Source organism: Blastococcus sp. SYSU DS0533 (assembly GCF_054050775.1).
This window is the reverse complement of sequence record NZ_JBJGZZ010000004.1, coordinates 1-21077: the sequence shown is the minus strand read 5'-3', so window position 1 is coordinate 21077 and position 21077 is coordinate 1. Positions and strand designations below refer to the sequence as shown.

18 protein-coding genes are annotated in these 21077 nt (G+C 75.1%); 9 read left to right on the top strand and 9 right to left on the bottom strand.

The window, feature by feature from the left end; all coding sequences use genetic code 11:
* Window positions 1–77: 77 nt before the first annotated feature.
* Window positions 78–1877, bottom strand: a complete 1800-nt coding sequence (locus ACI79W_RS06590; protein WP_456561276.1) for an EAL domain-containing protein — start codon at window positions 1875–1877, stop codon at window positions 78–80.
* A 114-nt stretch (window positions 1878–1991) separates the two neighbouring features.
* On the bottom strand, window positions 1992–2525 hold the full coding sequence (locus ACI79W_RS06585) for an NUDIX hydrolase family protein (protein ID WP_456561275.1): 534 nt from the start codon (window positions 2523–2525) through the stop codon (window positions 1992–1994).
* Window positions 2526–2641: 116 nt separating this feature from the next.
* Here ACI79W_RS06585 and ACI79W_RS06580 point away from each other — a divergent pair, with 116 nt between their 5' ends.
* The 3 genes from ACI79W_RS06580 to ACI79W_RS06570 all read left to right on the top strand — a co-directional run bounded on the left by ACI79W_RS06580 (window position 2642) and on the right by ACI79W_RS06570 (window position 9489).
* On the top strand, window positions 2642–4567 hold the full coding sequence (locus ACI79W_RS06580) for a primary-amine oxidase (RefSeq protein WP_456561274.1): 1926 nt from the start codon (window positions 2642–2644) through the stop codon (window positions 4565–4567).
* 166 nt (window positions 4568–4733) lie between these two features.
* The gene (locus tag ACI79W_RS06575; RefSeq protein WP_456561273.1) at window positions 4734–4943 is read left to right on the top strand and encodes a tautomerase family protein; all 210 of its coding nucleotides are present in this window, start codon (window positions 4734–4736) and stop codon (window positions 4941–4943) included.
* Window positions 4944–4998: 55 nt separating this feature from the next.
* On the top strand, window positions 4999–9489 hold the full coding sequence (locus tag ACI79W_RS06570) for an HAD-IC family P-type ATPase (RefSeq protein ID WP_456561272.1): 4491 nt from the start codon (window positions 4999–5001) through the stop codon (window positions 9487–9489).
* A gap of 128 nt (window positions 9490–9617) precedes the next feature.
* Here ACI79W_RS06570 and ACI79W_RS06565 read toward each other — a convergent pair whose 3' ends face one another.
* The 4 genes from ACI79W_RS06565 to ACI79W_RS06550 form a co-directional block, all read right to left on the bottom strand.
* A complete protein-coding gene (locus ACI79W_RS06565) occupies window positions 9618–10112 on the bottom strand; it encodes a hypothetical protein (RefSeq protein ID WP_456561271.1) in 495 nt (164 codons plus the stop codon).
* Window positions 10113–10327: 215 nt separating this feature from the next.
* The gene (locus ACI79W_RS06560; protein WP_456561270.1) at window positions 10328–11737 is read right to left on the bottom strand and encodes a DUF4407 domain-containing protein; all 1410 of its coding nucleotides are present in this window, start codon (window positions 11735–11737) and stop codon (window positions 10328–10330) included.
* Between the two features lie 108 nt (window positions 11738–11845).
* Window positions 11846–12154: a hypothetical protein gene (locus tag ACI79W_RS06555; RefSeq protein WP_456561269.1), complete on the bottom strand. Its 309-nt coding sequence runs from the start codon at window positions 12152–12154 to the stop codon at window positions 11846–11848.
* Between the two features lie 112 nt (window positions 12155–12266).
* A complete protein-coding gene (locus tag ACI79W_RS06550; protein ID WP_456561268.1) occupies window positions 12267–12884 on the bottom strand; it encodes a TIGR03086 family metal-binding protein in 618 nt (205 codons plus the stop codon).
* Between the two features lie 21 nt (window positions 12885–12905).
* Between ACI79W_RS06550 and ACI79W_RS06545 the strand changes: the two genes are divergently transcribed.
* The 3 genes from ACI79W_RS06545 to ACI79W_RS06535 are packed head-to-tail and all read left to right on the top strand — an operon-like array spanning window position 12906 to window position 14907.
* Window positions 12906–13325: a DUF1810 domain-containing protein gene (locus ACI79W_RS06545; RefSeq protein WP_456561267.1), complete on the top strand. Its 420-nt coding sequence runs from the start codon at window positions 12906–12908 to the stop codon at window positions 13323–13325.
* Window positions 13326–13367: 42 nt separating this feature from the next.
* Window positions 13368–14402 carry a glutathione S-transferase family protein gene (locus ACI79W_RS06540; RefSeq protein ID WP_456561266.1) on the top strand — a complete coding sequence of 345 codons (1035 nt, stop codon included), beginning with the start codon at window positions 13368–13370 and terminating at the stop codon, window positions 14400–14402.
* A 49-nt stretch (window positions 14403–14451) separates the two neighbouring features.
* Window positions 14452–14907: a hypothetical protein gene (locus tag ACI79W_RS06535; RefSeq protein WP_456561265.1), complete on the top strand. Its 456-nt coding sequence runs from the start codon at window positions 14452–14454 to the stop codon at window positions 14905–14907.
* On the opposite strand, the gene ACI79W_RS06530 is transcribed toward ACI79W_RS06535, so the two are convergent.
* The 3 genes from ACI79W_RS06530 to ACI79W_RS06520 are packed head-to-tail and all read right to left on the bottom strand — an operon-like array spanning window position 14870 to window position 18646.
* Window positions 14870–16021: an acyl-CoA dehydrogenase family protein gene (locus tag ACI79W_RS06530; RefSeq protein ID WP_456561264.1), complete on the bottom strand. Its 1152-nt coding sequence runs from the start codon at window positions 16019–16021 to the stop codon at window positions 14870–14872. The genes ACI79W_RS06535 and ACI79W_RS06530 overlap by 38 nt on opposite strands.
* Window positions 16018–17067: an LLM class F420-dependent oxidoreductase gene (locus tag ACI79W_RS06525; RefSeq protein ID WP_456561263.1), complete on the bottom strand. Its 1050-nt coding sequence runs from the start codon at window positions 17065–17067 to the stop codon at window positions 16018–16020. Before ACI79W_RS06525 ends, ACI79W_RS06530 begins: the two co-directional genes overlap by 4 nt.
* A 46-nt stretch (window positions 17068–17113) precedes the next feature.
* Window positions 17114–18646: a class I adenylate-forming enzyme family protein gene (locus ACI79W_RS06520; protein WP_456561262.1), complete on the bottom strand. Its 1533-nt coding sequence runs from the start codon at window positions 18644–18646 to the stop codon at window positions 17114–17116.
* A gap of 153 nt (window positions 18647–18799) precedes the next feature.
* Here ACI79W_RS06520 and ACI79W_RS06515 point away from each other — a divergent pair, with 153 nt between their 5' ends.
* The 3 genes from ACI79W_RS06515 to ACI79W_RS06505 form a co-directional block, all read left to right on the top strand.
* Window positions 18800–19384: a DUF6318 family protein gene (locus ACI79W_RS06515; RefSeq protein WP_456561261.1), complete on the top strand. Its 585-nt coding sequence runs from the start codon at window positions 18800–18802 to the stop codon at window positions 19382–19384.
* 428 nt (window positions 19385–19812) lie between these two features.
* Window positions 19813–20301, top strand: coding sequence for a hypothetical protein (locus ACI79W_RS06510; protein ID WP_456561260.1), 489 nt, complete (start codon window positions 19813–19815; stop codon window positions 20299–20301).
* A gap of 93 nt (window positions 20302–20394) precedes the next feature.
* Window positions 20395–21077: DUF222 domain-containing protein (locus tag ACI79W_RS06505; protein ID WP_456561259.1), on the top strand; the 683-nt coding region annotated here is incomplete at its 3' end.

The following is a 21077-nucleotide window of genomic DNA, read 5'->3' as shown; positions in this document are numbered from 1 at the left end:
GCAGCAGGGCTCCGCGTGTCGCCCTGCGCCACGCCGGGACCAGGCGCATCGACCGACCGGCGCAGGGCACCGGGCGGTCAGGACGACGGGAAGGGGGTCCCCAGCTCGCGCAGCGGCGCCGCCCGGGAGAACAGCCAGCCCTGCGCGTACCGGCAGCCCATGGCGCGCAGCGCCTCCCGGTGCTCGTCGGTCTCCACGCCCTCGGCGGTGACCACCAGGCCGGCGCCGTCGGCGAAGTCGACGAGCAGCTGCACCAGCGCCCGGTCGCGGTCGTCGGTGAGGATGCCCTGCACGTAGGAGCGGTCGATCTTCAGGCCGTCGGCGCGCACCTCGCGCAGGTGCCGCAGCGAGGTCCCGCCGGCGCCGACGTCGTCGAAGGTCACCTTGTACCCGGCGGCGCGCAGCTCCTCGAGCGGTCCGACGGCGGCGTGCAGCTGGTCGACCAGCAGCGACTCGGGCACCTCCACGCGCACCAGCGCCGGGTCGAGGCCGGCCGCGGCGGTGGCGGTCGCCAGCACCGCACCCAGCCCCGGGGTGAGCAGCCGGTCGGTGCTGACGTTGACGTTGAGCGCCACGCAGCCGGCGCCGGGGCCGCGCTCGCCCCGCCAGCCGGCGAACTCCCGGGTCGCGGTGCGCAGCACCCAGTCGTCGAGGTCGGTGAGCTGCCCGGACCGGGCGGCCGAGGCCAGGAACGTGTCGGGCGTGAGCAGGCCCAGCCGCGGGTGCTGCCAGCGCACCAGCGCCTCCACGCTGGCGAGCCGGCCGTCGGCCAGCGACACGATCGGCTGGTACAGCAGCAGGAACTCCCCGCGGGCGACCGCCTCGGCGACGCTGGTCCCGACGAGGGGATCGGCATCGACCGCCGTCGTCACCAGGACCGGGCCGGTGACCTGGTCCCCGCCGTCCCGCTTGCCGGTGTACATCGCCAGGTCCGCGGCCCGGACCAGCTCGGCGGGGTCGACGGAGCCGCCCGCGCTCACCGCGAGGCCGGCGCTCACCCGCACCCGCTGCGCGAGGCCCTCGGAGCGGCTGATCGAGGCCACCGCCTGGTGCATGCGCGCGGCGATGGAGCGGGCGATGTCGGTGTCGGGCGTGCCGTCGCGGCGGGCCGGCGCGGCGTCGATGTCGAGGCACACGGCGAACTCGTCGCCGCCCAGCCGCGCGACCAGGTCGGCCGGGCGGGCCTCCTCGGTCAGCGCGGCCGCGACCTCGCGCAGCAGCGCGTCGCCGCGGTCGTGCCCGAGGTCGTCGTTGACCAGCTTGAACCCGTCGAGGTCGAAGTAGACGACGGCGGTCTGGTGCCCCGGCTGGGTGGCGCTGCGCCGGCAGGACTCCTCGACCCGGCCGAAGAACGCGTGCCGGTTGGCCAGCCCCGTGAGCGGGTCGCGCAGCGCCTGGCCGGCGAGCGCGCGGGCCAGCGCGGAGAGCAGGACCGGCATGGGGACGGCGCGGATGCCGCCGGCGCCGTGGACGAGGACGTGGTCCTGGACGTGCTCGGCGTCGCGGGTGATGGCACGGCTCGACGCCTCGACCACCGTCGTCGACGCGGGCAGCGTCAGGGCGTCCCACTGGGCGACGTCGGCCAGCCCGCGCCGCCCGTAGAGGGAGCGGCCGTAGCCGTAGGGCCCGCTCATGAACGCCTCGAACCGCCGGCGCTCGACCAGCCCGACCACGCCCTCGACGTCGGGGTGGGTGACGACGGCGCAGCCGGCGTCGTGGGCCCGCCCGAAGACGCGGTCGAGGTCCTCGCAGCTGCTGGTGCCCGGGAGGACGGGCACCGCGCGGGCCAGGCTGTCGAGCGTGACGCTCCCGGCCGCATCGGTGTCCGGGTGCAGCGCGCCGAGTCCGTCCTCGACCGTCCGCAGATGGGTGATCACGAGAACACCGTCGGCGCGACGACGCCTCCTGCCGGAGACCGGAGGCCGCCGCACTCACCCCGTCGGGTGGCTGACCTGCACGTTCGCCGTGGTGCGTGTCACTTCCGGGCCGCCTCAGACCCCGACGTGCGCCAGCGCCTGGAGCAGCAGCGCGCTCTGCCCGTTCGCCAGCTCCGCGAGCACGGTCGCCTCCCGGACCTCCTCCGGGCTGAACCAGGTCAGCTCGAGCGCGTCCTGCTGCGGCGAGCAGTCGCCCTCCACCGGCACCACGTAGGCCAGCGACACCGCGTGCTGCCGCGGGTCGTGGAACGGCGTCACGCCCGGCGTCGGGAAGTACTCGGCGACGGTGAACGGCTGCGGCGCGGGCGGGATCCGCGGCAGCGCCAGCGGCCCGAGGTCCTTCTCCAGGTGCCGCAGCAGCGCCGCGCGCACCCGCTCGTGGTACAGCACCCGCCCCGACACCAGCGCCCGCTTGATCTGACCGTCCTCGCCGGCCCGCAGCAGCAACCCGATCGAGGTGACCGTGCCCTGCTCGTCGACCCGGACCGGCACCACGTCGACGTACAGGATCGGCAGCCGCTCGCGGGCCGCGTCCATCTCCTCGCGGGCCAGCCAGCCCCCGCCTGTCGCCGTCGTCAGCTCGGTCATGGCACCTGTCTAGCCGACGCACCCGGCAGGCGGCACCCGTCCGCCCGGACGGACGACGTGTCCCCCGTCACGCACGCCCCTTCCGCTCCCGCACCCCGCGGAGTAGGCAGATCACCATGACCGCCGTCACCACCGGTACCGCCACCCACCCGCTCGCCCGGCTCACCGCCGAGGAGGTCACCGCCGCGACGGGCATCGTCCGCGCCGCGGGGCTGTGCGGGGCCACCGGCAACTTCGTGTACGTCGGCCTCGAGGAGCCGCACAAGGCGCAGGTGCTGGCCTGGCAGCCCGGCGACGCCGTCGACCGCCGCGTCCGGGCGCTGCTGCTGGACCGCGCCACCGGCGCCGGCCGCGACGTCACCGTCTCGCTGACGACCGGCGCCGTCGTCCGGGACGTGGAGCTGGACGCGGTCGCCGACGGCCAGGTGCCGATCCTCGACGCCGAGTTCGAGGTGGTCGAGCGGATCCTCGCCGCCGACGATCGCTGGGTCGCCGCGATGGCGAAGCGGGGGCTCGAGGCCGCGGACGTGCGCGCCGTCGCCCTGTCGGCCGGCTCCTACTTCCCCGACGAGGCGGGCCACCGGGTCGTCCGCGTGCTCGGCTTCCACCAGGCCGATGCCGACGACCTGCCGTGGGCGCACCCGGTCGACGGCGTCGTCGCGTTCGTCGACGTCACCGCCGGCGTGGCGACGGCGGTGCAGGACCACTTCGACCTGCCGGTGCCCACCGAGCGCGCCGACCTCACCCCCGACGTGCACCCCGCGCCGGTGCGCGAGCTCAAGCCCATCGAGATCACCCAGCCCGAGGGGCCGAGCTTCACCGTCGCCGACGACGAGGTGACCTGGGCCGGCTGGCGGTTCCGCATCGGCTTCGACATGCGCGAGGGGCTGGTGCTGCACCAGGTCTCGATCGACGGCCGGTCGGTGATCCACCGCGCGTCGATCGCCGAGATGGTCGTGCCCTACGCCGACCCCTCGCCGGTGCGGTTCTGGCAGAACTACTTCGACACCGGCGAGTACCTCTTCGCCCGGTACACGAACTCGCTCGAGCTCGGCTGCGACTGCCTCGGCGAGATCCACTACCTCGACGCGACGATCGCCGACGAGGAGGGCGCCCCGCGCACGATCCGGAACGCGATCTGCATGCACGAGGAGGACTACGGCGTCCTCTGGAAGCACACCGACCCGTTCAGCGCCATGGCCGAGACCCGGCGGCAGCGCCGGCTGGTGGTCAGCTTCTTCACCACGATCGGCAACTACGACTACGGCTTCTACTGGTACCTCTACCTCGACGGCACCATCCAGCTGGAGAGCAAGGCCACCGGCGTCGTCTTCACGTCGGCCTACCGCGGCGAGGAGCACCCGTACGCCACCGAGGTCGCCCCCGGTCTCGGGGCGCCGTTCCACCAGCACCTGTTCTCCGCCCGGCTGGACATGGCCGTCGACGGCGTCGACAACACCGTCTACGAGGTCGACGCCGTCCGGCAGCCGGTGAGCGACGTCAACCCGTACGGCAACGCCTTCACCCGCCGGATGACGCCGCTCACCAGCGAGGCCGAGGGCGCGCGGCTGGCCGACAGCAGCGTCGGCCGGGTGTGGCACGTGGTCAACGAGTCCAGGCGCAACCGGCTGGGGCAGCCGGTCGGGTACGCCCTGCACCCCGAGGGCGGGCCGGTGCTGCTGGCCGACGAGAGCTCCTCGGTGCACGCCCGGGCGACCTTCTCGACCAGGCACCTGTGGGTCACGCAGTACGACCCGGCGGAGCGGTACGCGGCCGGCGACTTCGTCAACCAGCACCCCGGGTCGGCGGGGCTCCCGGCGTTCGTCGCGGACGACGCGCCGCTCACCGACACCGACGTGGTGCTGTGGCACACCTTCGGCCTCACCCACTTCCCGCGGCCCGAGGACTGGCCGGTCATGCCGGTCGACCACGCCGGCTTCACGCTCAAGCCGGTCGGCTTCTTCGACCGCAACCCCTCGCTCGGCGTGCCGCGGTCGGCGTCCGCGCACTGCGCACCGGGGAACGGCGGGCACTGCTCCTGACCGGGGACGGGCACCTGCTGCTGGAAGACGGCTGGTCGGCAGCGTCGGGCCGACCGCGCACCGTGCCGCGGTTCGACCGGCCGCCGGGCGGTGCCACGTCGCATGCACGCTGAGCTGAACCGCCGCGACCTTCCACCGGGCCCACCGCGCTGCTAGCCATACCGGTATGCCGTTCATCCGGATCACCATGGGGCCGGGCCGCACCGAGCAGCAGAAGCGCGACCTGCTCGCCGCGGTGAGCAGGGTGACCGCCGAGACCACCGGCGCACCGCTGCAGGCGGTGCGGGCCTGGATCGTCGAGGTACCGCCGACGGACATGGCGATCGCCGGCGAGACCCAGGCCGACCGGCACGCGGCGAAGCACGCCTCGTCCTGAACCACCGCACGGCCGGGCACCCTGCGGTACACCGGCCGTTCACGTAGCGTTTCCCGTGACCGTCGTCACGGGGGGCGCCATGGCTCTGCTCCACCGGCTCGGCTCCGCCGCCCGCCAGGCCACGCAGGTGGCCACCGGCGCCGCGGCGCTGGCCGCCCTGCCGGTGGTCGTGGGCGCCGGCCTCGTGGGCGGGACGACGCGCGCCGCGCGCGCCGGCGTCTCCGGCTCCCTGCACCTGGCGCACGCAGCCGCCGTCTCGGGCACCCGGGCGGTGGGCACCCTGGTCACCGGCGCCGACCCGCTGCCCAGCGGCCACCTGCATGACCTGGTGGACGCCGCCCGCGGCCTGCTGGAGCCCCCGCCCGCCCGGCACACCCGACGGGTGTGGCGCGACGGCGACCGGCTGCAGGTCGAGGTCGAGGACCCCGCCGACGACGACGCCCCCGCCGCCCGCGCGGCCCTGCGCCGCCACCTCGAGCGGCTCGAAGGCGTCGAGTGGGCCACCGTCAACGACGTCGTCGGCCGGGTGCTGGTGGCGGTGGACTCGCGCCGGGTGGGCATCGAGGACGTCGTCGGCGTGGTCACCGAGATCGAGCAGGCCCGCGGCGGCACCGGCGTCTTCCCGCAGCGCCCCGACCACCCCGCCGACGTCGAGCCGCTGCTGGCCGCCGCCCTCGCCGCCGCCGTCGACGTCGCGGCGTTCGGGTTCGCCACCGCCGCGAAGTACCTGCCGATCCCCGCGGTGCACCGGCACGCCACCCTCGTCATGGCGCTGCTGGACACCCAGCAGTGGCTCAAGCGCGCGCTGACCGACCGGATCGGCCCGGTCGGCACCGACCTGGTCTTCGAGGGCACCGGCGCGCTGCTGCACTCGCTGACCCAGAGCCCGGTCGTGCCGGCGCTCAACGCCGCCGCCGCGCTGCAGCGGGCGCTGGAGGTCCGCGCCCGCCGCCAGGTCTGGTGCCGGCGCGAGCGCGAGCTGTGCGGCCCGGAGCCCGACGACGACCGCACCCCCGCGCCCCCGCCCGGCCCGCGGCCCGGCGAGCTGCCGCGGGGCCCGGTCGAGACCTACCGCGACCGCCTGGGGCCGACAGAGCTCGGCGCGGCGCTCGGCCTCCTCGCGCTCACCGGCCGCCCCGGCCGCTCGGCCGACCTGCTCCGGGCGCTCACGCCCAAGGCCGCCGTGCAGGGGCGGGAGTCCTTCGCCGCCACGCTCGACCTGCTGCTGTGCCGGCAGGGCGTGCTCCCCCTCGACGGCTCGGTCTACCGGCGGCTCGACCGGGTGGGCGCCGTCGTCGTCGACGCCGCCGCGCTGTGCACCGGCCCGCCGGTGGTCGTCGAGTCGGCCGCGGAGGCCGATGGGTGGGACGACGCCGCCGTCTGGTCGGCCGCCACCCGCCTGCTCTCCGGGGACGGTGAGGACCGGCTGCGGCTCGGCCCGGTGCGCCGGAGCGACGACGCGCCCGGCGGCGAGGTGCGCTCGCTGCTGCAGGGCCGCCGCCGCGTCGGCAGGGTCACCGTCGCCGCCGAGCTCGACCCGCACGCCGAGGCGCTGCTCACCACGGTCGCCGACGCCGGCCTGCGGTTGGTGCTCACCCGGCACGCCGGGGCCCGCGACGTCACCGGGCTGGCCGACGAGGTCGCCGACGCGGGGACGCCGCTGGTCGACGTCGTGCGGGGGCTGCAGGCCGACGGGCACGGCGTCCTCCTCGTCTCGGCCATCGACGGGCCCGCGCTGGTCGCCGCCGACGTCGCGGTGGCGCCGGTCCTGCCGGGTCGTGCCCCCGTCTGGGGCGCCGACCTGGTCACCGACCCCGGGCTCGCCGACGCCTGCCGCATCGTCGCCGCCGTCCCCGACGCCAAGGCGGTCAGCCGCCGGGCGACCGGGGCCGCGCTGACCGGCAACGTCCTCGGCGGGCTGCTCGCCGCCGTCGGCAGCCCCCGCGTCGGCCAGGCCCGGGCGACGTCGCCGGGCAAGTGGGCGACCGCCGGCACGATGGCCGCCGGCACCCGCGCCGCCGTCCGGGCCGCCCGCCGCCCCGTGCCGGCGCCGACCGCGCACACCCCCTGGCACGCGCTCGACCCCGACGACGTCCTGCGCCGGCTGGCCGACCTCCCGACCGCCGACGAGCGCCCGCCCGGCCGGCTGACCGCCCTCACCCGCCGGGTCACCGCCGCACCCGCCGTCCGGGTGCCGGCCCGGTTCGGCCGCACCGTCGCCGTCGAGCTCGCCGACCCGCTCACCCCGATCCTGGCCACCGGCGCCGCCGCGACCGCAGTGCTCGGCGAGGTGACCGACGCGGTGCTGGTCGCGAGCGTGACCGCGATCAACGCCGTCGTCAGCGGGCTGCAGCGGATGCGCGCCGAGAGCGCGCTGGAGTCGCTGCTGCTGGAGCAGGCGCACTGCGCCCGCCGGGAGACCGACGGCGGCACCGAGGAGGTGCCCACCACCGCGCTCCGCGTCGGCGACGTGCTGCTCGTCGAGCCCGGCGACATCGTCGGCGCGGACGCCCGGCTGCTCGACGCGGAGGACCTGGAGGTCGACGAGTCGAGCCTCACCGGGGAGTCGCTGTCGGTCGCGAAGTCGGTGCCCGCCACGCCGGGGGCCGAGCTCGCCGACCGCACCTGCATGCTCTTCGACGGCACCACGGTGGTCGCCGGGCGCGGGCGGGCCGTCGTCGTCGCCGTCGGGCCGGCCACCGAGGCCGGGCGCGCCGCCCGCGCCGCCGGGGGTGCGGCGCCACCGGCCGGCGTCCAGGCGCGGCTGGCCGAGCTGACCCGTGCGGTCCTGCCGCTCACGCTCGCCGGGGGCGGCGCGGTCACCCTGCTCGGGGTGCTGTGGGGGCGGCCGCTGCGCGAGTCGGTCGCCGCCGGGCTGGCGATCGCCGTCGCCGCGGTGCCCGAGGGGCTGCCGCTGGTCGCCACCGTCGCCCAGCAGGCCGCGGCCCGGCGCCTCTCGCGACGCGGTGCGGTGGTGCGCAGCGCCCGGGTGCTCGAGGCCCTCGGCCGGGTGGACACCGTCTGCTTCGACAAGACCGGCACGCTGACCGAGAACCGGCTGCGGGTGACCCGGCTGCTGCCGGTGGACGGCGGCACCGAGGACGAGCTGCTGCGGCTGGCCGCCGCCGGCATGGGCAACGGCGACGACGGCGCCCACGAGACCGACCGCGCGGTGCTGGAGGCCGCCGGCGACGCGTGGCACGGCCCGCCCGACGCGAGCCTGGCGTTCGCCGCCGGCCGCGGCCTCTCCGTCGCCGTCCGCGAGGGGCGGCTGGTCGTGAAGGGGGCGCCGGAGGTGGTGCTGCGACGGTGCGGCGACACCCCGGAGCTGCGCGACCGGGTGCGGCAGCTGGCCGGTGAGGGGCTGCGGGTGCTCGCCGTCGCCGACCGCACCGTCGACGGGACGCCGGACGACCTCGACGAGGCGGCCACGGACCTGACGCTGCGCGGGCTGGTCGGGCTCTCGGACACCCTGCGCGAGTCGTCGGTGCGCGCCGTCGAGCAGCTGCGGGCGGCCGGCGTCCGGGTGGTGGTGGCCACCGGTGACCACCCCGAGACCGCGAGCGCGATCGCCGCGCAGGCCGGCGTCCCCGGCGCCGACCGGGTCGTCACGGGCGCGCAGCTGGCCCGGGCCACCGACGCCGAACGGGCGCGCCTGGTCGCGGAGACCGCCGTCTTCGCCCGGCTCTCCCCCGAGCAGAAGGTCACGCTGGTGCAGGCGCTGCGCCGGGCCGGGGCGACGCTGGCCATGACCGGAGACGGGGTGAACGACGCCGCCGCCATCCGGCTGGCCGACGTCGGCGTCGGCGTGGAGGGCGCGGAGTCACCCGCGGCCCGCACCGCCGCCGACCTGGTGCTCACCGACCTCGACCTCACCCGGCTGGTCGACGCGATCGCCGAGGGCCGGGCCATGTGGTCGCGGGTGCGCGACGCGGTGTCGGTGCTGGTCGGCGGGAACGCCGGCGAGGTGGCGTTCACCGTGCTCGGCACCGCCGTCGGCGGCCGGGCCCCGGTGAACACCCGCCAGCTGCTGCTGGTCAACCTGCTCACCGACATGTTCCCGGCGCTCGCCGTCGCGGTGGCCGCGCCCCGGCAGGTCCCGGCGGGCGACGACGACGGTCCGCTGGCCGGGCACCCGCTCGCCGCCGTGCTGCGGGCCGGCCCGCACCGCGGCTTCACCGCTGCGGTGGAGCGGATGGTGCTCGTGCGGGGTGCGGCGACGACGACCGGCGCCACCGCGGCCTGGTTCATCGGCCGGGCCACCCCGCTGTTCCCCGGCCGCGCCAGCACGATGGGGTTGGCCGCGCTGATCACCACCCAGCTGGCGCAGACCGCGTGGTCGGGGCGGCGCAGCCCGCTGGTGCTGGTGACCGTGGCCGGCTCGCTGGCGGCGCTGCTGGCGATCGTGCAGACTCCCGGCGTGAGCCGGTTCTTCGGCTGCACGCCGCTGGACCCGGTCTCCTGGGCGGTGGTGCTCGGCTGCGCCGCCGCCGGGGCCGCGGGTGCCGAGCTCGTCCCGGCGCTGGTCGCCCGCCGATCGTCCTGACCACCCCACCAAGCACCGCGCCGCGCAGCCGGCGGGCGTCGGCAGGAGAGGACACCGAACCGTCCGATCCCGCTCACGCCGCGAGCCCCGCACCCGGGTCGGGTGCGGGGCTCGCGGCGGTGCTGGGGTCAGTCGCCGGTGTAGGCGGCGACGCCGAAGTGCTGCTCCCCGTCCCCGTCCACCTGGACCAGCACGGTGTAGGCCTGGCCGCCGATGATCGCCGCGCAGGTGTCCCTGTCGCACTCGATCGTCTCGACCTCGCCGCCCTGCTCGGCCAGCGCCCGGGTGACGGCGGCCTCGGTGGCGGCGTTGTCGTCGTCGATGCCGCCGCGCCAGAGGATGAGCCCGGCGATGGCGATCGCCGCGACGACGACCGCGACCAGCGCGGCGATCAGCAGCCCGCTGTTGCGCGACGCCCAGCCGGGTCCGCTCCCCTGCTGCCCGTCCGGCGCGGGCGCCACGCCGCCGGGGACGCCCGCACCCGGGACGACCCCGCCGGGGAGGACGCCGGTGCCGGTGCCGTCGGTGGGCCCGGCGGCGGCCGGCACGGGCGGGACGACCGTCGGGTCGGGGTGGCCCGAACCCGCCGTGGCGCCGGTCGGGTTCGGGTTGTCGGTGCTCATGGGAGGACGTCCTTCATCTGCGGGTGCGAGTTCCCGGGTCCGCGGCAGGCGGGCACCCCGGGAGCCGGCGGCGGAGGGCCCGGCCGGCTGACGGGGAAACCCTGCCACAGGGGAGCGCCCGCGCCGCGGCACGGGCGGTGGTGCACAGGGAACTGCCAGCGGACGCACAGCGCCCCGGACCTCGCGGAGGTCCGGGGCGCCGGGGCGGTGCGGGATCAGACCGTGGTCGGCGTCCGGTCGGCCGGGCGGCGGCGCACCGAGCGCACCGTGCGGACGGCGGCACTGCGGGCGAGCTCGCGGATGGGGCCGGTGTCCCACAGCTGGCGGGGCGCCTCGGCCGGCTCCTCGGCGGCGGGCACCTCCGGCTGCGACCGCGCGGCCTCGGTGCGGGCGGCGACCTCGGCCAGCGCCGCCCGGCGGCGGGCCAGGATCGCCTCCTTCTGCCGGTCCACCCGCTCGCGCTCGGCGAGCACCAGCAGCTCCTCCTTGGCCTGGGCCACGGTGCGCCGCGACTCCTGCGCCATCTCCTCCAGCTCGACGTCGCCGGAGTCGCGCAGCTGCACCAGCCGGTCGTAGGCGGTCCGCGGGCTGAAGTTGAGCAGCAGCTTCATGAGCACGGGCAGCACCTCGACGCACATGAACAGCAGCGAAAGCATGAACTGGGCGGCGGCGAGCGTCATGTTGCGGTCGCCGAGGCGGTCCAGCGCCTCCAGCCGCAGCAGGATGCCGCCGGAGTCCTCGTTCTCGGCGTCGAACGCGGCCTGCTGCCGGTCGAGCTCGGCGGTCAGCCGGGTCAGCTCAGCCCGGTCGGCGTCCAGGGAGGAGCCGGCGAGGGCGGCGCTGCGCCCCTCGGCGGCGGTGACGGCGGCGACGGCGGCGTCGAGCTCGGCGCGCGCCGCGGTGACGACGCCCGCCTGCGCGTCGGCCGCGGCCCGCGCCTGCAGGTAGGCCTCCCCGGTCCCGGCGTCGCCGGTGCCGCAGGTGCCGTCCAGCTCGCACTGGGCCTTGGCGTCGAGCTCGCGCTGCAGCGTCACGGCCCGGTCGAAGGCCGCCTGCTTCTCGGTGACGCCGCTGCGCACCACCGCCAGGCCCGGGTCGGCCGCTCCCCCGCTGGCGACGACCGCCTCCTGCGTGGCGATGCGCTCGCGCAGCGCGGGGAGGCCGGCGAAGCGGCTGTCGGACTCGAGGGCCACGCGGTGGGCGTCGGCGGCCTCGGCCTGCATCGTCACGATCTCGGCGTCGATCTCCTTGGCGAAGACCTGCAGCGTCAGCGGCGTGGCGACGACGACGCCCAGCACGAGCGCCAGCCCCACCCGGGGCACGGCCATGACCAGGTTCCGCTTGAGCGAGGAGTCGTGGGCCATGCCGACCAGCAGCATCCGGTCCAGGTTGACCACGACCGCGCCCCAGCCCAGCCCCACGAGCGCCGCCAGCGGCCACCAGACCCCCAGCGCCATGCCGACGGCGAAGGCCGCGGAGACCGCCGCCAGCGCGCCGGTGCTCAGCAGGACTCCGCCGAGCGCCACGAACCGCGACCGGGCCCCCGGTGCGGCGGCCAGCACGTCCGGCCGCGCTCCGGCCAGGACGGCCAGCCCGTCGCCCATGCGCCGTCGTCGCTCGCTCATTGCAGTGCACCCCCGGGCGACGGGGATCGCTGTGGACCGTCACCCACGAGTGCTCATCGGCAGGCCGAGCCGGTCACGGCACCGTGACCCGGCTCGCCCCGCCGGGGATCACATGCCTTCCTCGGTGCTGGGGGTGCCGTCCTCACCGTCGACGCTGTTGTCGTCGGTCTGCCCGGGCGGGACGTCCTCCTCGAGATCGGTGTCGTCGTCCTCGTCGATGCCGCCGGTGCCCGGGTCGGTCCCGTCGGGGTCCTCGTCACCGCCGTCCACCGGGTCGGACGAGCCGACCTCCTCCTCCTCGAACTGCTCCTCCGTCACGCCCTCGTTGACGTCGACCTCGTCGTCGCCCCCGCAGCCGCTGAGCCCCAGTCCGGCGGCGAGCAGCGCGCCGGCGAGAGCTCGCGTGGTCCTGCGCATCGGTGTTCCTCCCTCGGTCCGTGTACGTCCTCCACCGGTGCCCGCCGGCGCCACCGGGACGCGGCGCCGGCGGCAGATGACACGGCTTCGACATGTGGACCGCGCGGTGCGGTCATCCGGGCGGGCGCCACCCCGGGTCGCGGCCGGTGCGGCCGAGCAGCCGGTGCAGGGCAGGCGCGTCGTCGGGCACCGGCACGACCGGCCCGAACAGCCCGTCGGGCTCGCCGGCCGGGTCGCTGCGGTCGCCCACGAACCCGGTGCACGCCTCGACCGCGGCCGGGTCCGGGTGGTAGGGCTGCCCGGTGGCGGCGGCGAGGTCCCAGCCGTGCACGAGCACCTCGTCCAGGGCCACCAGCGCCATGGCCGCCGCAGGCATCCGCACGCCCGCCACCTCGGCCTCGCCCCGGCAGGCGTCCGGACGCCGCCACGCGGTGGCCAGCGCCTCCAGCCGGGCGGGCAGCAGCGTGCGCCAGTCCGGGGCGAGGGCGGCTGCATCCGCCGACGGGCCGCCGGTGGACGGCGCCTTCTCCGCGGCCAGCCGGAACGCCAGCGCCAGCCCGAGCAGGTGGTCGAGCAGGCCGGCCACCGGCATGCCGGGGCAGGGCGTCGGGTCGCCGAGCTGGTCGTCGCGCACGCCGGCGACCACGCGCGCCAGCTCGGCCGTCGTCGGTCCCAGGTCCAGGGTCGTCGTCTCCATGTGGATCGGACGGCCGGGGTCACCGGAACTCATCGCGTGCGGCAGGCTGGACCGGTGAGCGACCCGTTCGACCTCCGCCGTTTCGTCGATGCCCAGGCCCAGACCTACGACCAGGCGCTCGCCGAGCTGCGCGCCGGCCAGAAGCGCACCCACTGGATGTGGTTCGTCTTCCCGCAGGTGGAGGGCCTGGGCCGCAGCGGCATGGCGCAGCGCTACGCGGTCTCGGGGCTGGACGAGGCCCGGGCGTACCTGGCGCACCCGGTGCTCGGGCGGCGGCTGGTCGAGTGCGCGCGAGCGCTGACCGCGCTCGACACCGAGGACGCCGTCGCCGTGCTGGGCCCGACCGACGCCCAGAAGCTGCGCTCGTCGATGACGCTGTTCGCGCACGCCGACCCGGACCAGCCGGTGTTCCGCGAGGTGCTCGACCACTACTTCGACGGCGTGGAGGACGACGCGACGACCAGCCGGCTGTGACCCGCGCGTGTGAGCCGGTAGCGCACCGGGCAGGCTGCACCGGTGAGTGAAGACAACAGCGGGTCGGGATACGTCGAGGCCGAGTACTCACGCGACTCCAAGTACATCTCCGACCGCATCACCGCCGACGGCTCCAGCCCCTGGCCGGTCGAGCCGGGGCGCTACCGCCTCGTCGTCGCGCGGGCGTGCCCGTGGGCGAACCGGGCGGTCATCGTGCGCCGGCTCCTGGGCCTCGAGGACGCCATCTCGATGGGGCTGTGCGGGCCCACCCACGACGAGCGCAGCTGGACCTTCGACCTAGACCCCGGCGGCCGCGACCCGGTGCTCGGCTACGAGCGGCTGCAGGAGGCGTTCTTCGCCCGCGACCCCGGGTACTCGCGCGGCATCACCGTGCCGGCGATGGTCGACGTCCCCAGCGGCGCCGTCGTCACCAACGACTTCCCGCAGATGACCCTGGACCTCTCCACCCAGTGGACCGCCCACCACCGCGAGGGCGCCCCCGACCTCTACCCCGAGCACCTGCGGGACGAGATGGACGAGGTGATGGAGCGCGTCTACCAGGAGGTCAACAACGGGGTCTACCGGTGCGGGTTCTCGGGCTCCCAGCGCGCCTACGACAAGGCCTACGACCGGCTGTTCACCGCGCTCGACTGGCTCAGCGACCGGCTCGAGGACCGCCGCTTCCTGATGGGCGGGCAGGTCACCGAGGCCGACGTCCGGCTGTTCACCACTCTCGCGCGGTTCGACACCGTCTACCACGGCCACTTCAAGTGCAACCGGCAGAAGCTCAGCGAGATGCCGGTCCTGTGGGCCTACGCGCGCGACCTGTTCCAGCTGCCGGGGTTCGGCGACACGATCGACTTCCCGCAGATCAAGGAGCACTACTACGTCGTCCACGCCGACATCAACCCGACGCAGATCATCCCGCAGGGCCCCGACACCTCCGGCTGGCTGACGCCGCACCACCGGGAGGAGCTCGGCGACCGGCCCTTCGGCGACGGCACCCCGCCCCCGCCCCCACCACCGGCCGAGCGGGTGCCGGCCGACCACGGCCCCGGGGGCATCGGCCACCGCTGACCTGTGGACAACCCCGTGGCCGGCCCCGCGACCTGCCACGGTGTCGGGCATGACGACGTCCCCGCTCGCCGATGCCCGGGTCCGCTCCACCGCCGAGCTCACCGACCGCTGGCGGTCGGTGCTGCACCCCGCCACCTTCCCCGCCCGCAGCCTCTGGCTGACCTGGTTCGACGCCGGCGGCCGCCAGCTGCCGGTCGTCGTCCCCGTCGAGGACCTGCCGGCCCTCCCGGAGCCCGCCCTGCTGGTGGGGCTCCGGGAGGTGCACGGCTCGGTCGTCGACGACCAGCTCGGCGGCGCCGGCCACCTGGCGCTGGCGTTGTGCCGGCCGGGCGAGCCGGTGGTGACCGCGGAGGACGAGGCCTGGGCCGAGCAGCTGCGGTCGGTGCTGGACGACGACCTCGTCGCGGGCACCTGGAGCCTGCACGTAGCGGCCGCGGGTGCCGTGCTGCCGCTGGTCGACGGGGCCGTCAGATCGGGTGGCGGGCGATCCACTGCGCGGCGATGACCGTCCGCTGGATCTCGTTGGTGCCCTCGCCGAGGATCATCAGCGGCGCGTCGCGGAAGTAGCGCTCGACGTCGAACTCCTTGGAGTAGCCGTAGCCGCCGTGCACCCGCATGGCGTCGAGGGCGACCTGCATGGCGGCCTCGGAGGCGAACAGCTTCGCCATGCCGGCCTCCATGTCGGCGCGGGCGCCGCCGTCGAGCTTCTCGGCGGCGTCAGCGGTGAGCAGCCGGGCGGCCTGCACCTTGGTCGCCATGTCGGCCAGCAGGTTGCCGACCGACTGGTGCTTCCAGATGGGGACGCCGAAGGACTCCCGCTCCTGCGCGTACCGCGTGGCCGCGGCGAGCGCCGCCTGCGCGACCCCCACCGCGCGGGCGGCGACCTGCACGCGCCCGACCTCGAGACCGCGCATCATCTGCACCCAGCCGCGGCCGGGCTCCCCGCCGAGGACGGCGTCGTCCGGGACCCGCATGCCGTCGAAGGTCAGCTCGCACGCCTCGACGCCGCGGTAGCCGAGCTTGGGGATCTTCGCCGAGATCTCCAGCCCCTCCCCGGGCTCCACCAGCAGCACGCTCATGCCGGTGTGCGCCGGGACGGCGTCCCGGTCGGTGCGGCAGAGCAGTCCGATGAGCTGGGAGTGCTGGGCGTTGGAGATCCACGTCTTGCTGCCGGTGACCGCCCACCCGTCGTCGGTGCGGACGGCGTGCGTGCGCATCGCCTGCAGATCGCTGCCCCCGCCGGGCTCGGTGAGCGCCATCGTGGCGCGGACCTCGCCGGTGGCCATGCGCGGCAGGTAGCGGGCCCGCTGCTCGCCGGTGCCGGCGGTCGCGAGCAGGTGCGAGATGACCGAGTGCCCGCCGATCGCGCCGGCGAGGCTCATCCACCCGCGGGCGAGCTCCTCGGTGATGCGGGCGAAGCAGGCGGTGCTCACGCCGCTCCCGCCGTGCGCCTCGGGCACCAGCAGGCCGAAGAGGCCGAGGGCCTTCATCTCCTCGATGAAGTCGTCCGGGTAGCGGTCCTCGGCCTCGAACTCGGCCACCCGCGGGCGCACCCGCCGGTCGACGAACTCCGCGGTGAGCGCGACGAACTCCTGCTCGTGGGCGGGCAGCGCCGTCACGCGAGCGCCTTCAGCGTCTCGATCGCCCGGACCCGCTCGGCGTGCTCCGCGGCCAGCGGCGTGACGTTCAGCGTGGTGACCCCGGCCTCGCGGAAGGCGGCGAGCCGCTCGGCGACGTGCCCCCGCGGGCCGACCAGCGCCACCCCGCGGACGAACTCCTCGGGCAACGCCGCGGCGGCCTCGTCCTTGCGGCCGTCCAGGTAGAGGTCCTGCACCCGGGCCGCCTCTCCCGCGAAGCCGTAGCGCACCGCCAGCTCGTTGTAGAAGTTCTTGCCGCGGGCGCCCATGCCGCCGACGTAGAGCGCGAGCTTCGCGCGGACCCGGTCGAGCGCCGCCGCCTGCTCGTCGGCGTCCTCGCTGATCAGCAGCTGGGTGTCGGCGGAGATGTCGAGCGGGCCGAGCGCGGGATCGCGCCGCGCCGTCCCCTCGGCCAGGGCGTCCCCGAACGCCGCGGCGCTGCCCTCCGGGAGGAAGAACGCCGGCTGCCACGCCTCGAACAGCTCGGCGGCCATCGCGACGTTCTTCGGCCCGATGGCGGCCAGGAGCATCGGGATGCGTTCCCGCACCGGACGGTTGATCAGCTTCAGCGGCTTGCCCAGGCCGTTGCCACCGCGCTCGCGGGTCAGCGGGATGTCGACGTGCGCCCCGTGGTGGTCGACCTTCTCCCGCCGCCACACCGCGCGGCAGACCTCCACGACCTCGCGGGTGGTGGCCAGCGGCGCGGTGTAGGGCACGCCGTGGAAGCCCTCGACCACCTGCGGTCCCGAGGCGCCGATGCCGAGGGTGAAGCGGCCGCCGGAGAGGAAGTCCAGGCCGGCGGCGGTCATGGCCAGCAGCGTCGGCGTCCGGGAGTAGATGTTGAGGATGCCCGAGGCGATCTCCACCGTCGTCGTCCGCGCGGCCAGGTAGCCGAGGTGGCTCACGGCGTCGAAGGAGTAGGCCTCGGCGACGTAGACGGTGTCCAGGCCCGCCTTCTCGAAGTCGGCGATGACGGCCGTGGTGCGGTCGTAGCCGCCGTCGTAGGAGATGGGCATGCCGATGCGCACGGGGTGCTCCTGTCGCCGAGAGGTCGGGCCTCCCCGCAACGTAGCGCTACCGGGGGACGGCCACCCAGCCCTCCGCCTCCCGCAGCGGCGCCTTGAGCACCTTGCCGCCGGCGTTGCGCGGCAGCGGGCCGTCGATCACCCGCACGAACTGCGGGCGCTTGAAGTCGGCGAGCCGCTCGCGGGCGAGGGCGGAGAGCCCCGCGACCAGCTCGCCGGCGTCCGTGCCCGGCCTCGGCAGGACGACGGCGCCGACCTTCTCCCCCATCACCGGGTCGGGGACGCCGACGACGGCGACCTCGAGGACGTCGGGGTGCTCGGCGAGGGCGTTCTCCACCTCGACGCTGTACACGTTCTCGCCGCCGCGGTTGATCATGTCCTTGGCCCGGTCGACGATCCGGACGATGCCGTCGGTGATGGTCGCGAGGTCGCCGGTGTGCAGCCAGCCGTCGACGAACGTCTCCGCGGTCCGCTGCGGGTCGCCCCAGTAGCCGGCGACGACGTTGGGCCCGCGAACGAGCAGCTCACCGACGCCGGTGGCCGGGTCGGACCGGTGCAGGTCGACGTCGTTGACCGGCGTGGGGAAGCCGACGGAGTCGGCGTGGGTCTCGGCGTACTCGTGCGGGAGGAAGGTGGCCAGCGCGCTGGTCTCGCTCAGGCCGAACCCGTTGCCGAGCCGGGCGTTCGGGAACGCCGTCCGCAGCCGGTGCACGAGCTCCGGGGCGATCGGGGCGCCGCCGTAGCTGAGGGTGCGGACGGTGGAGACGTCCGTCGTCGCGAGGTCGGGGTGGCGCAGCACCAGCTCGTAGATGGTCGGGACGCTGGTGAGCAGCGTGATGCCGTGCTCGGGGATGGCCGCCAGGAAGGCCGTCGCGTCGAACTTCGGCATCAGCACGCTCGTGCCACCGAGCGCGATCTGGGTGAGGAACTGGGAGTTGCAGCCGGTGACGTGGAACAGCGGGACGGAGATCAGCGTGGCGTGGGACGCCTCGGGGTCGCGGCTGAGCTCGCGGCAGCGGATGACCGACTCGATGTTGCTGAGGAAGTTCTCGTGGGTGGTCATGGCGCCCTTGGGGCGGCCGGTCGTGCCGCTGGTGTAGAAGAGCGCGGCGACGTCGGTGTGCTGCGGGTCGGGCACTTCCCCCGGCTCGCCGTCGGGCAGGGCCTCGCCCGGGCGGACGACGAAGGCGGCGCCGCAGTCGGCGAGGATGAAGTCGGCCTCCGCCGGGGCGAGGCGGGTGTTCATCGGGACGACGACGGCGCCGGCGAGCTGGGCGCCCCAGAAGGCGAGCACCCAGTCGACGCCGTTGGGCAGCTGGACGGCGACGCGGTCGCCGGTGGTGACGCCGGCATCGCGCAGGCCGCCGGCGACGCGCATGGCGCGCTGCCAGAGCTCGGCGTAGGTGAGCCGCCCACCGCCGAGCTCGACGATCGCGGTGCGGTCGCCGTGCCGTCGGGCCTGCCCGGCCAGCACCCGGACGATGTTCTGCGGCAGGCCGGTGTAGCGGCGGATGCCGTCGGCGCCGAGCTCGATGCCGCTGGTGTCGAAGGGGCTGTGCCCCGTCGTCTGCTCCGTGCTCATGCGCTCTCCCCCCGCCCGCGGTGCTGTCGGCTCCGGATTGTGCGCCGGTGAGCCAGGTCTCCTGCGTGGGGGCGTCACCCGATCCGGCGGCGCGTGCGGTCCTGTCCACAGTTACGGAACCGGATGCCGCCAAACTCTGCGTAGTCTCCCGCTGTGCGTGATCTCCGTGGGGGCCTGATCCGGACGACGCTCGGCTGCCTGCTGGCCGGGACCGTGCTGCTGACCGGGTGTGCGGAGAAGCAGGAAGCCAGCACGAGCCTGCCGACGACGGAGGCCGCGCCGACCACCGAGTCGCTCCCACCCCTGGGCCCGGCGGACATGCCCATGCCGAAGGAAGCCCGCACCCAGGACGCCGCCGGCGCAGAAGCCTTCGTCCGCTACTACGTCAATCTCATCAACCGGACTTCAACCGTCATGGACGCGGAGCCGCTGCGGCGACTCAGCGACGGATGCCGCGACTGCGATCGCATCGCCTCAGGCACGGAGGAGGCCGCGTCGGCGGGGCAGGACTATGAAGGCGGAGAACTAACCATCGTCGAAGTCGGCGCCCCTGTTATGAAGAACGGCGCTGCAGACTTCCCAATCGTCGTGGATCAGGCCGAATTCGTGGTTCTGGATGCCTCAGGCAAGCCCACTCATGGTGGTTCCGCCGCCTACTTCAACGTCACCGGAGGCGTGGCGGTCGTGTGGGACTCCACTCGACAGTCATGGCTTATGCGCGACCTCACTTTCGGCTGATGCGCAGATTGCGCATCCTCGTTCTTATTGGCGTCGCAACAGCGTTCCTGACTCCATCGTCGGCGGCCGCAGAGCATGTGGAATGCGGCCGCGTCGTCTGTCCGCACGTCGAAACCGCTCCCGGCGCACTCACGGCGGCCTTGGTCGAGCAAACTGCGGGCGGTGGGTGGTTCGCTAGCAATGCCGCTCCCCACGAGCATCCGTACACCTACCGCCTGTCCCGACCATGCGTCGTCAGTGACCGCGAGAACGGCGGATGCCGACCCAGCGACTTCTTCGAGTGCCCAGCGCCCCCCGATCGGGTCATCGAGGACTTGGTGATGGAGCAACGACGTCTCGCGATAACTGCGCCAGACGGTGGGACTACGACGGTGGACGGGTTCGATAGCGGCGGAGCGCCAGTCGGCACCCAGGTGGGCCCCTGGATCGTGGGGACGCGGGCCTGCATTGACATCACGGCGCTGGACCCACCACCGTCTCCCGACGAAGTCTTCCGCTACTTCCAGAGGCTGCCGCTCCCTCAGCTGACGACCCGGCACCAGCCGCCGGGGAACGCCCTGACGGGGTTGCCGGTCATCTTCTACACCGACTCCCCCACGAGCCAGACCTTCACGGTCGACATTCGCGGCTTCACCGTCGTCATCGAGGCCACCGCCGAGCGGTTCACCTGGCACACCGGCGACGCGACCGGCCAGATCACGACCACCGACCCCGGTGCGCCCTACCCCGACCACACCATCGAGCACGACTACCGGTCGGGCACCTACACCGCGCACCTCACCGTCACCTGGGGCGCCACCTTCACCGTCGACGGCGGTGCCGAGGCCGACGTCCCCGGGACCACCACCACCGACGGCCCACCGGTCACCTTCGACGTCCTCCAGGCCCGCACAGTTCTCACCAATCCCTACGACTGACCTGCGGGAACTGTCAGTGGTCGGTTCTACGGTGCAGGTGTGTTCATCGGTGAGCCACCCCGTGCGCCGGAGGACGGCGTTCCGATCCCCTGGGTGCCCGACACCGATGGCGGGGGGTCGAGCGACCTGGAGCTGGTCGCCGACATCTGGGCCGCTGACGCCCGCGAGGCCCGGCACGCCGCCCAGCGCGCCGAGGCGATCGCCGCGCTCGCCCGCCGGCGCTCCATCGAGCGCGACCGCGACTTCGGCCCCCTCGGTGGTCCGGGGCTGGACAGCCGGCTGCGCCGCTCCCAGGTCCTGGCCCAGGTCAGCGAGACCTTCGTGGCCGAGCTGGCGCTGATCCGCAACTGCTCGGAGGCCGAAGCCGAAGCCCTCGCCGTCGAGTCGATCCTGCTCACCACGCTGCTCACCGGCACCTGGGACGCCCTCTACGCTGGGCGCATCGACGTGCGGAAGATGCGCGCCCTGGTCGACCTGCTGTCCACCGCCGCCCCCGAGGTCATCGCCGAGATCGAACGCCGCGTGCTGCCCCACGCCGGCCGGCTGACCGTGCCCCAGCTGCGCGCCCGGGTACGCCGTGCCCTGGCCCGCCTGGACGCCGACGCCCTGGACAAGCGCCGCAAGGAAGCCGCCGCGCGGGCCGACGTCGCCGTCCGGCGCACCGGTGACGGCATGAGCCAGCTCGTCACCGACCTGCCCGTGCACCTGGCCGCCGCCTGCGCCGACGCCATCGACCAGTACGCCCAGCTGCTGCGCGCCGACGGCGACACCCGCCC

What these genes read in the sequence shown, in the direction of transcription:
- ACI79W_RS06585 (WP_456561275.1), bottom strand. Translation starts at nt 2,525, where the DNA reads ATGACCGAGCTGACGACGGCGACAGGCGGGGGCTGGCTGGCCCGCGAG.
- ACI79W_RS06535 (WP_456561265.1), top strand. Translation starts at nt 14,452, where the DNA reads ATGACGACGTCCCCGCTCGCCGATGCCCGGGTCCGCTCCACCGCCGAG.
- ACI79W_RS06560 (WP_456561270.1), bottom strand. Translation starts at nt 11,737, where the DNA reads ATGAGCGAGCGACGACGGCGCATGGGCGACGGGCTGGCCGTCCTGGCC.
- ACI79W_RS06550 (WP_456561268.1), bottom strand. Translation starts at nt 12,884, where the DNA reads ATGAGTTCCGGTGACCCCGGCCGTCCGATCCACATGGAGACGACGACC.
- ACI79W_RS06520 (WP_456561262.1), bottom strand. Translation starts at nt 18,646, where the DNA reads ATGAGCACGGAGCAGACGACGGGGCACAGCCCCTTCGACACCAGCGGC.
- ACI79W_RS06575 (WP_456561273.1), top strand. Translation starts at nt 4,734, where the DNA reads ATGCCGTTCATCCGGATCACCATGGGGCCGGGCCGCACCGAGCAGCAG.
- ACI79W_RS06580 (WP_456561274.1), top strand. Translation starts at nt 2,642, where the DNA reads ATGACCGCCGTCACCACCGGTACCGCCACCCACCCGCTCGCCCGGCTC.
- ACI79W_RS06565 (WP_456561271.1), bottom strand. Translation starts at nt 10,112, where the DNA reads ATGAGCACCGACAACCCGAACCCGACCGGCGCCACGGCGGGTTCGGGC.
- ACI79W_RS06555 (WP_456561269.1), bottom strand. Translation starts at nt 12,154, where the DNA reads ATGCGCAGGACCACGCGAGCTCTCGCCGGCGCGCTGCTCGCCGCCGGA.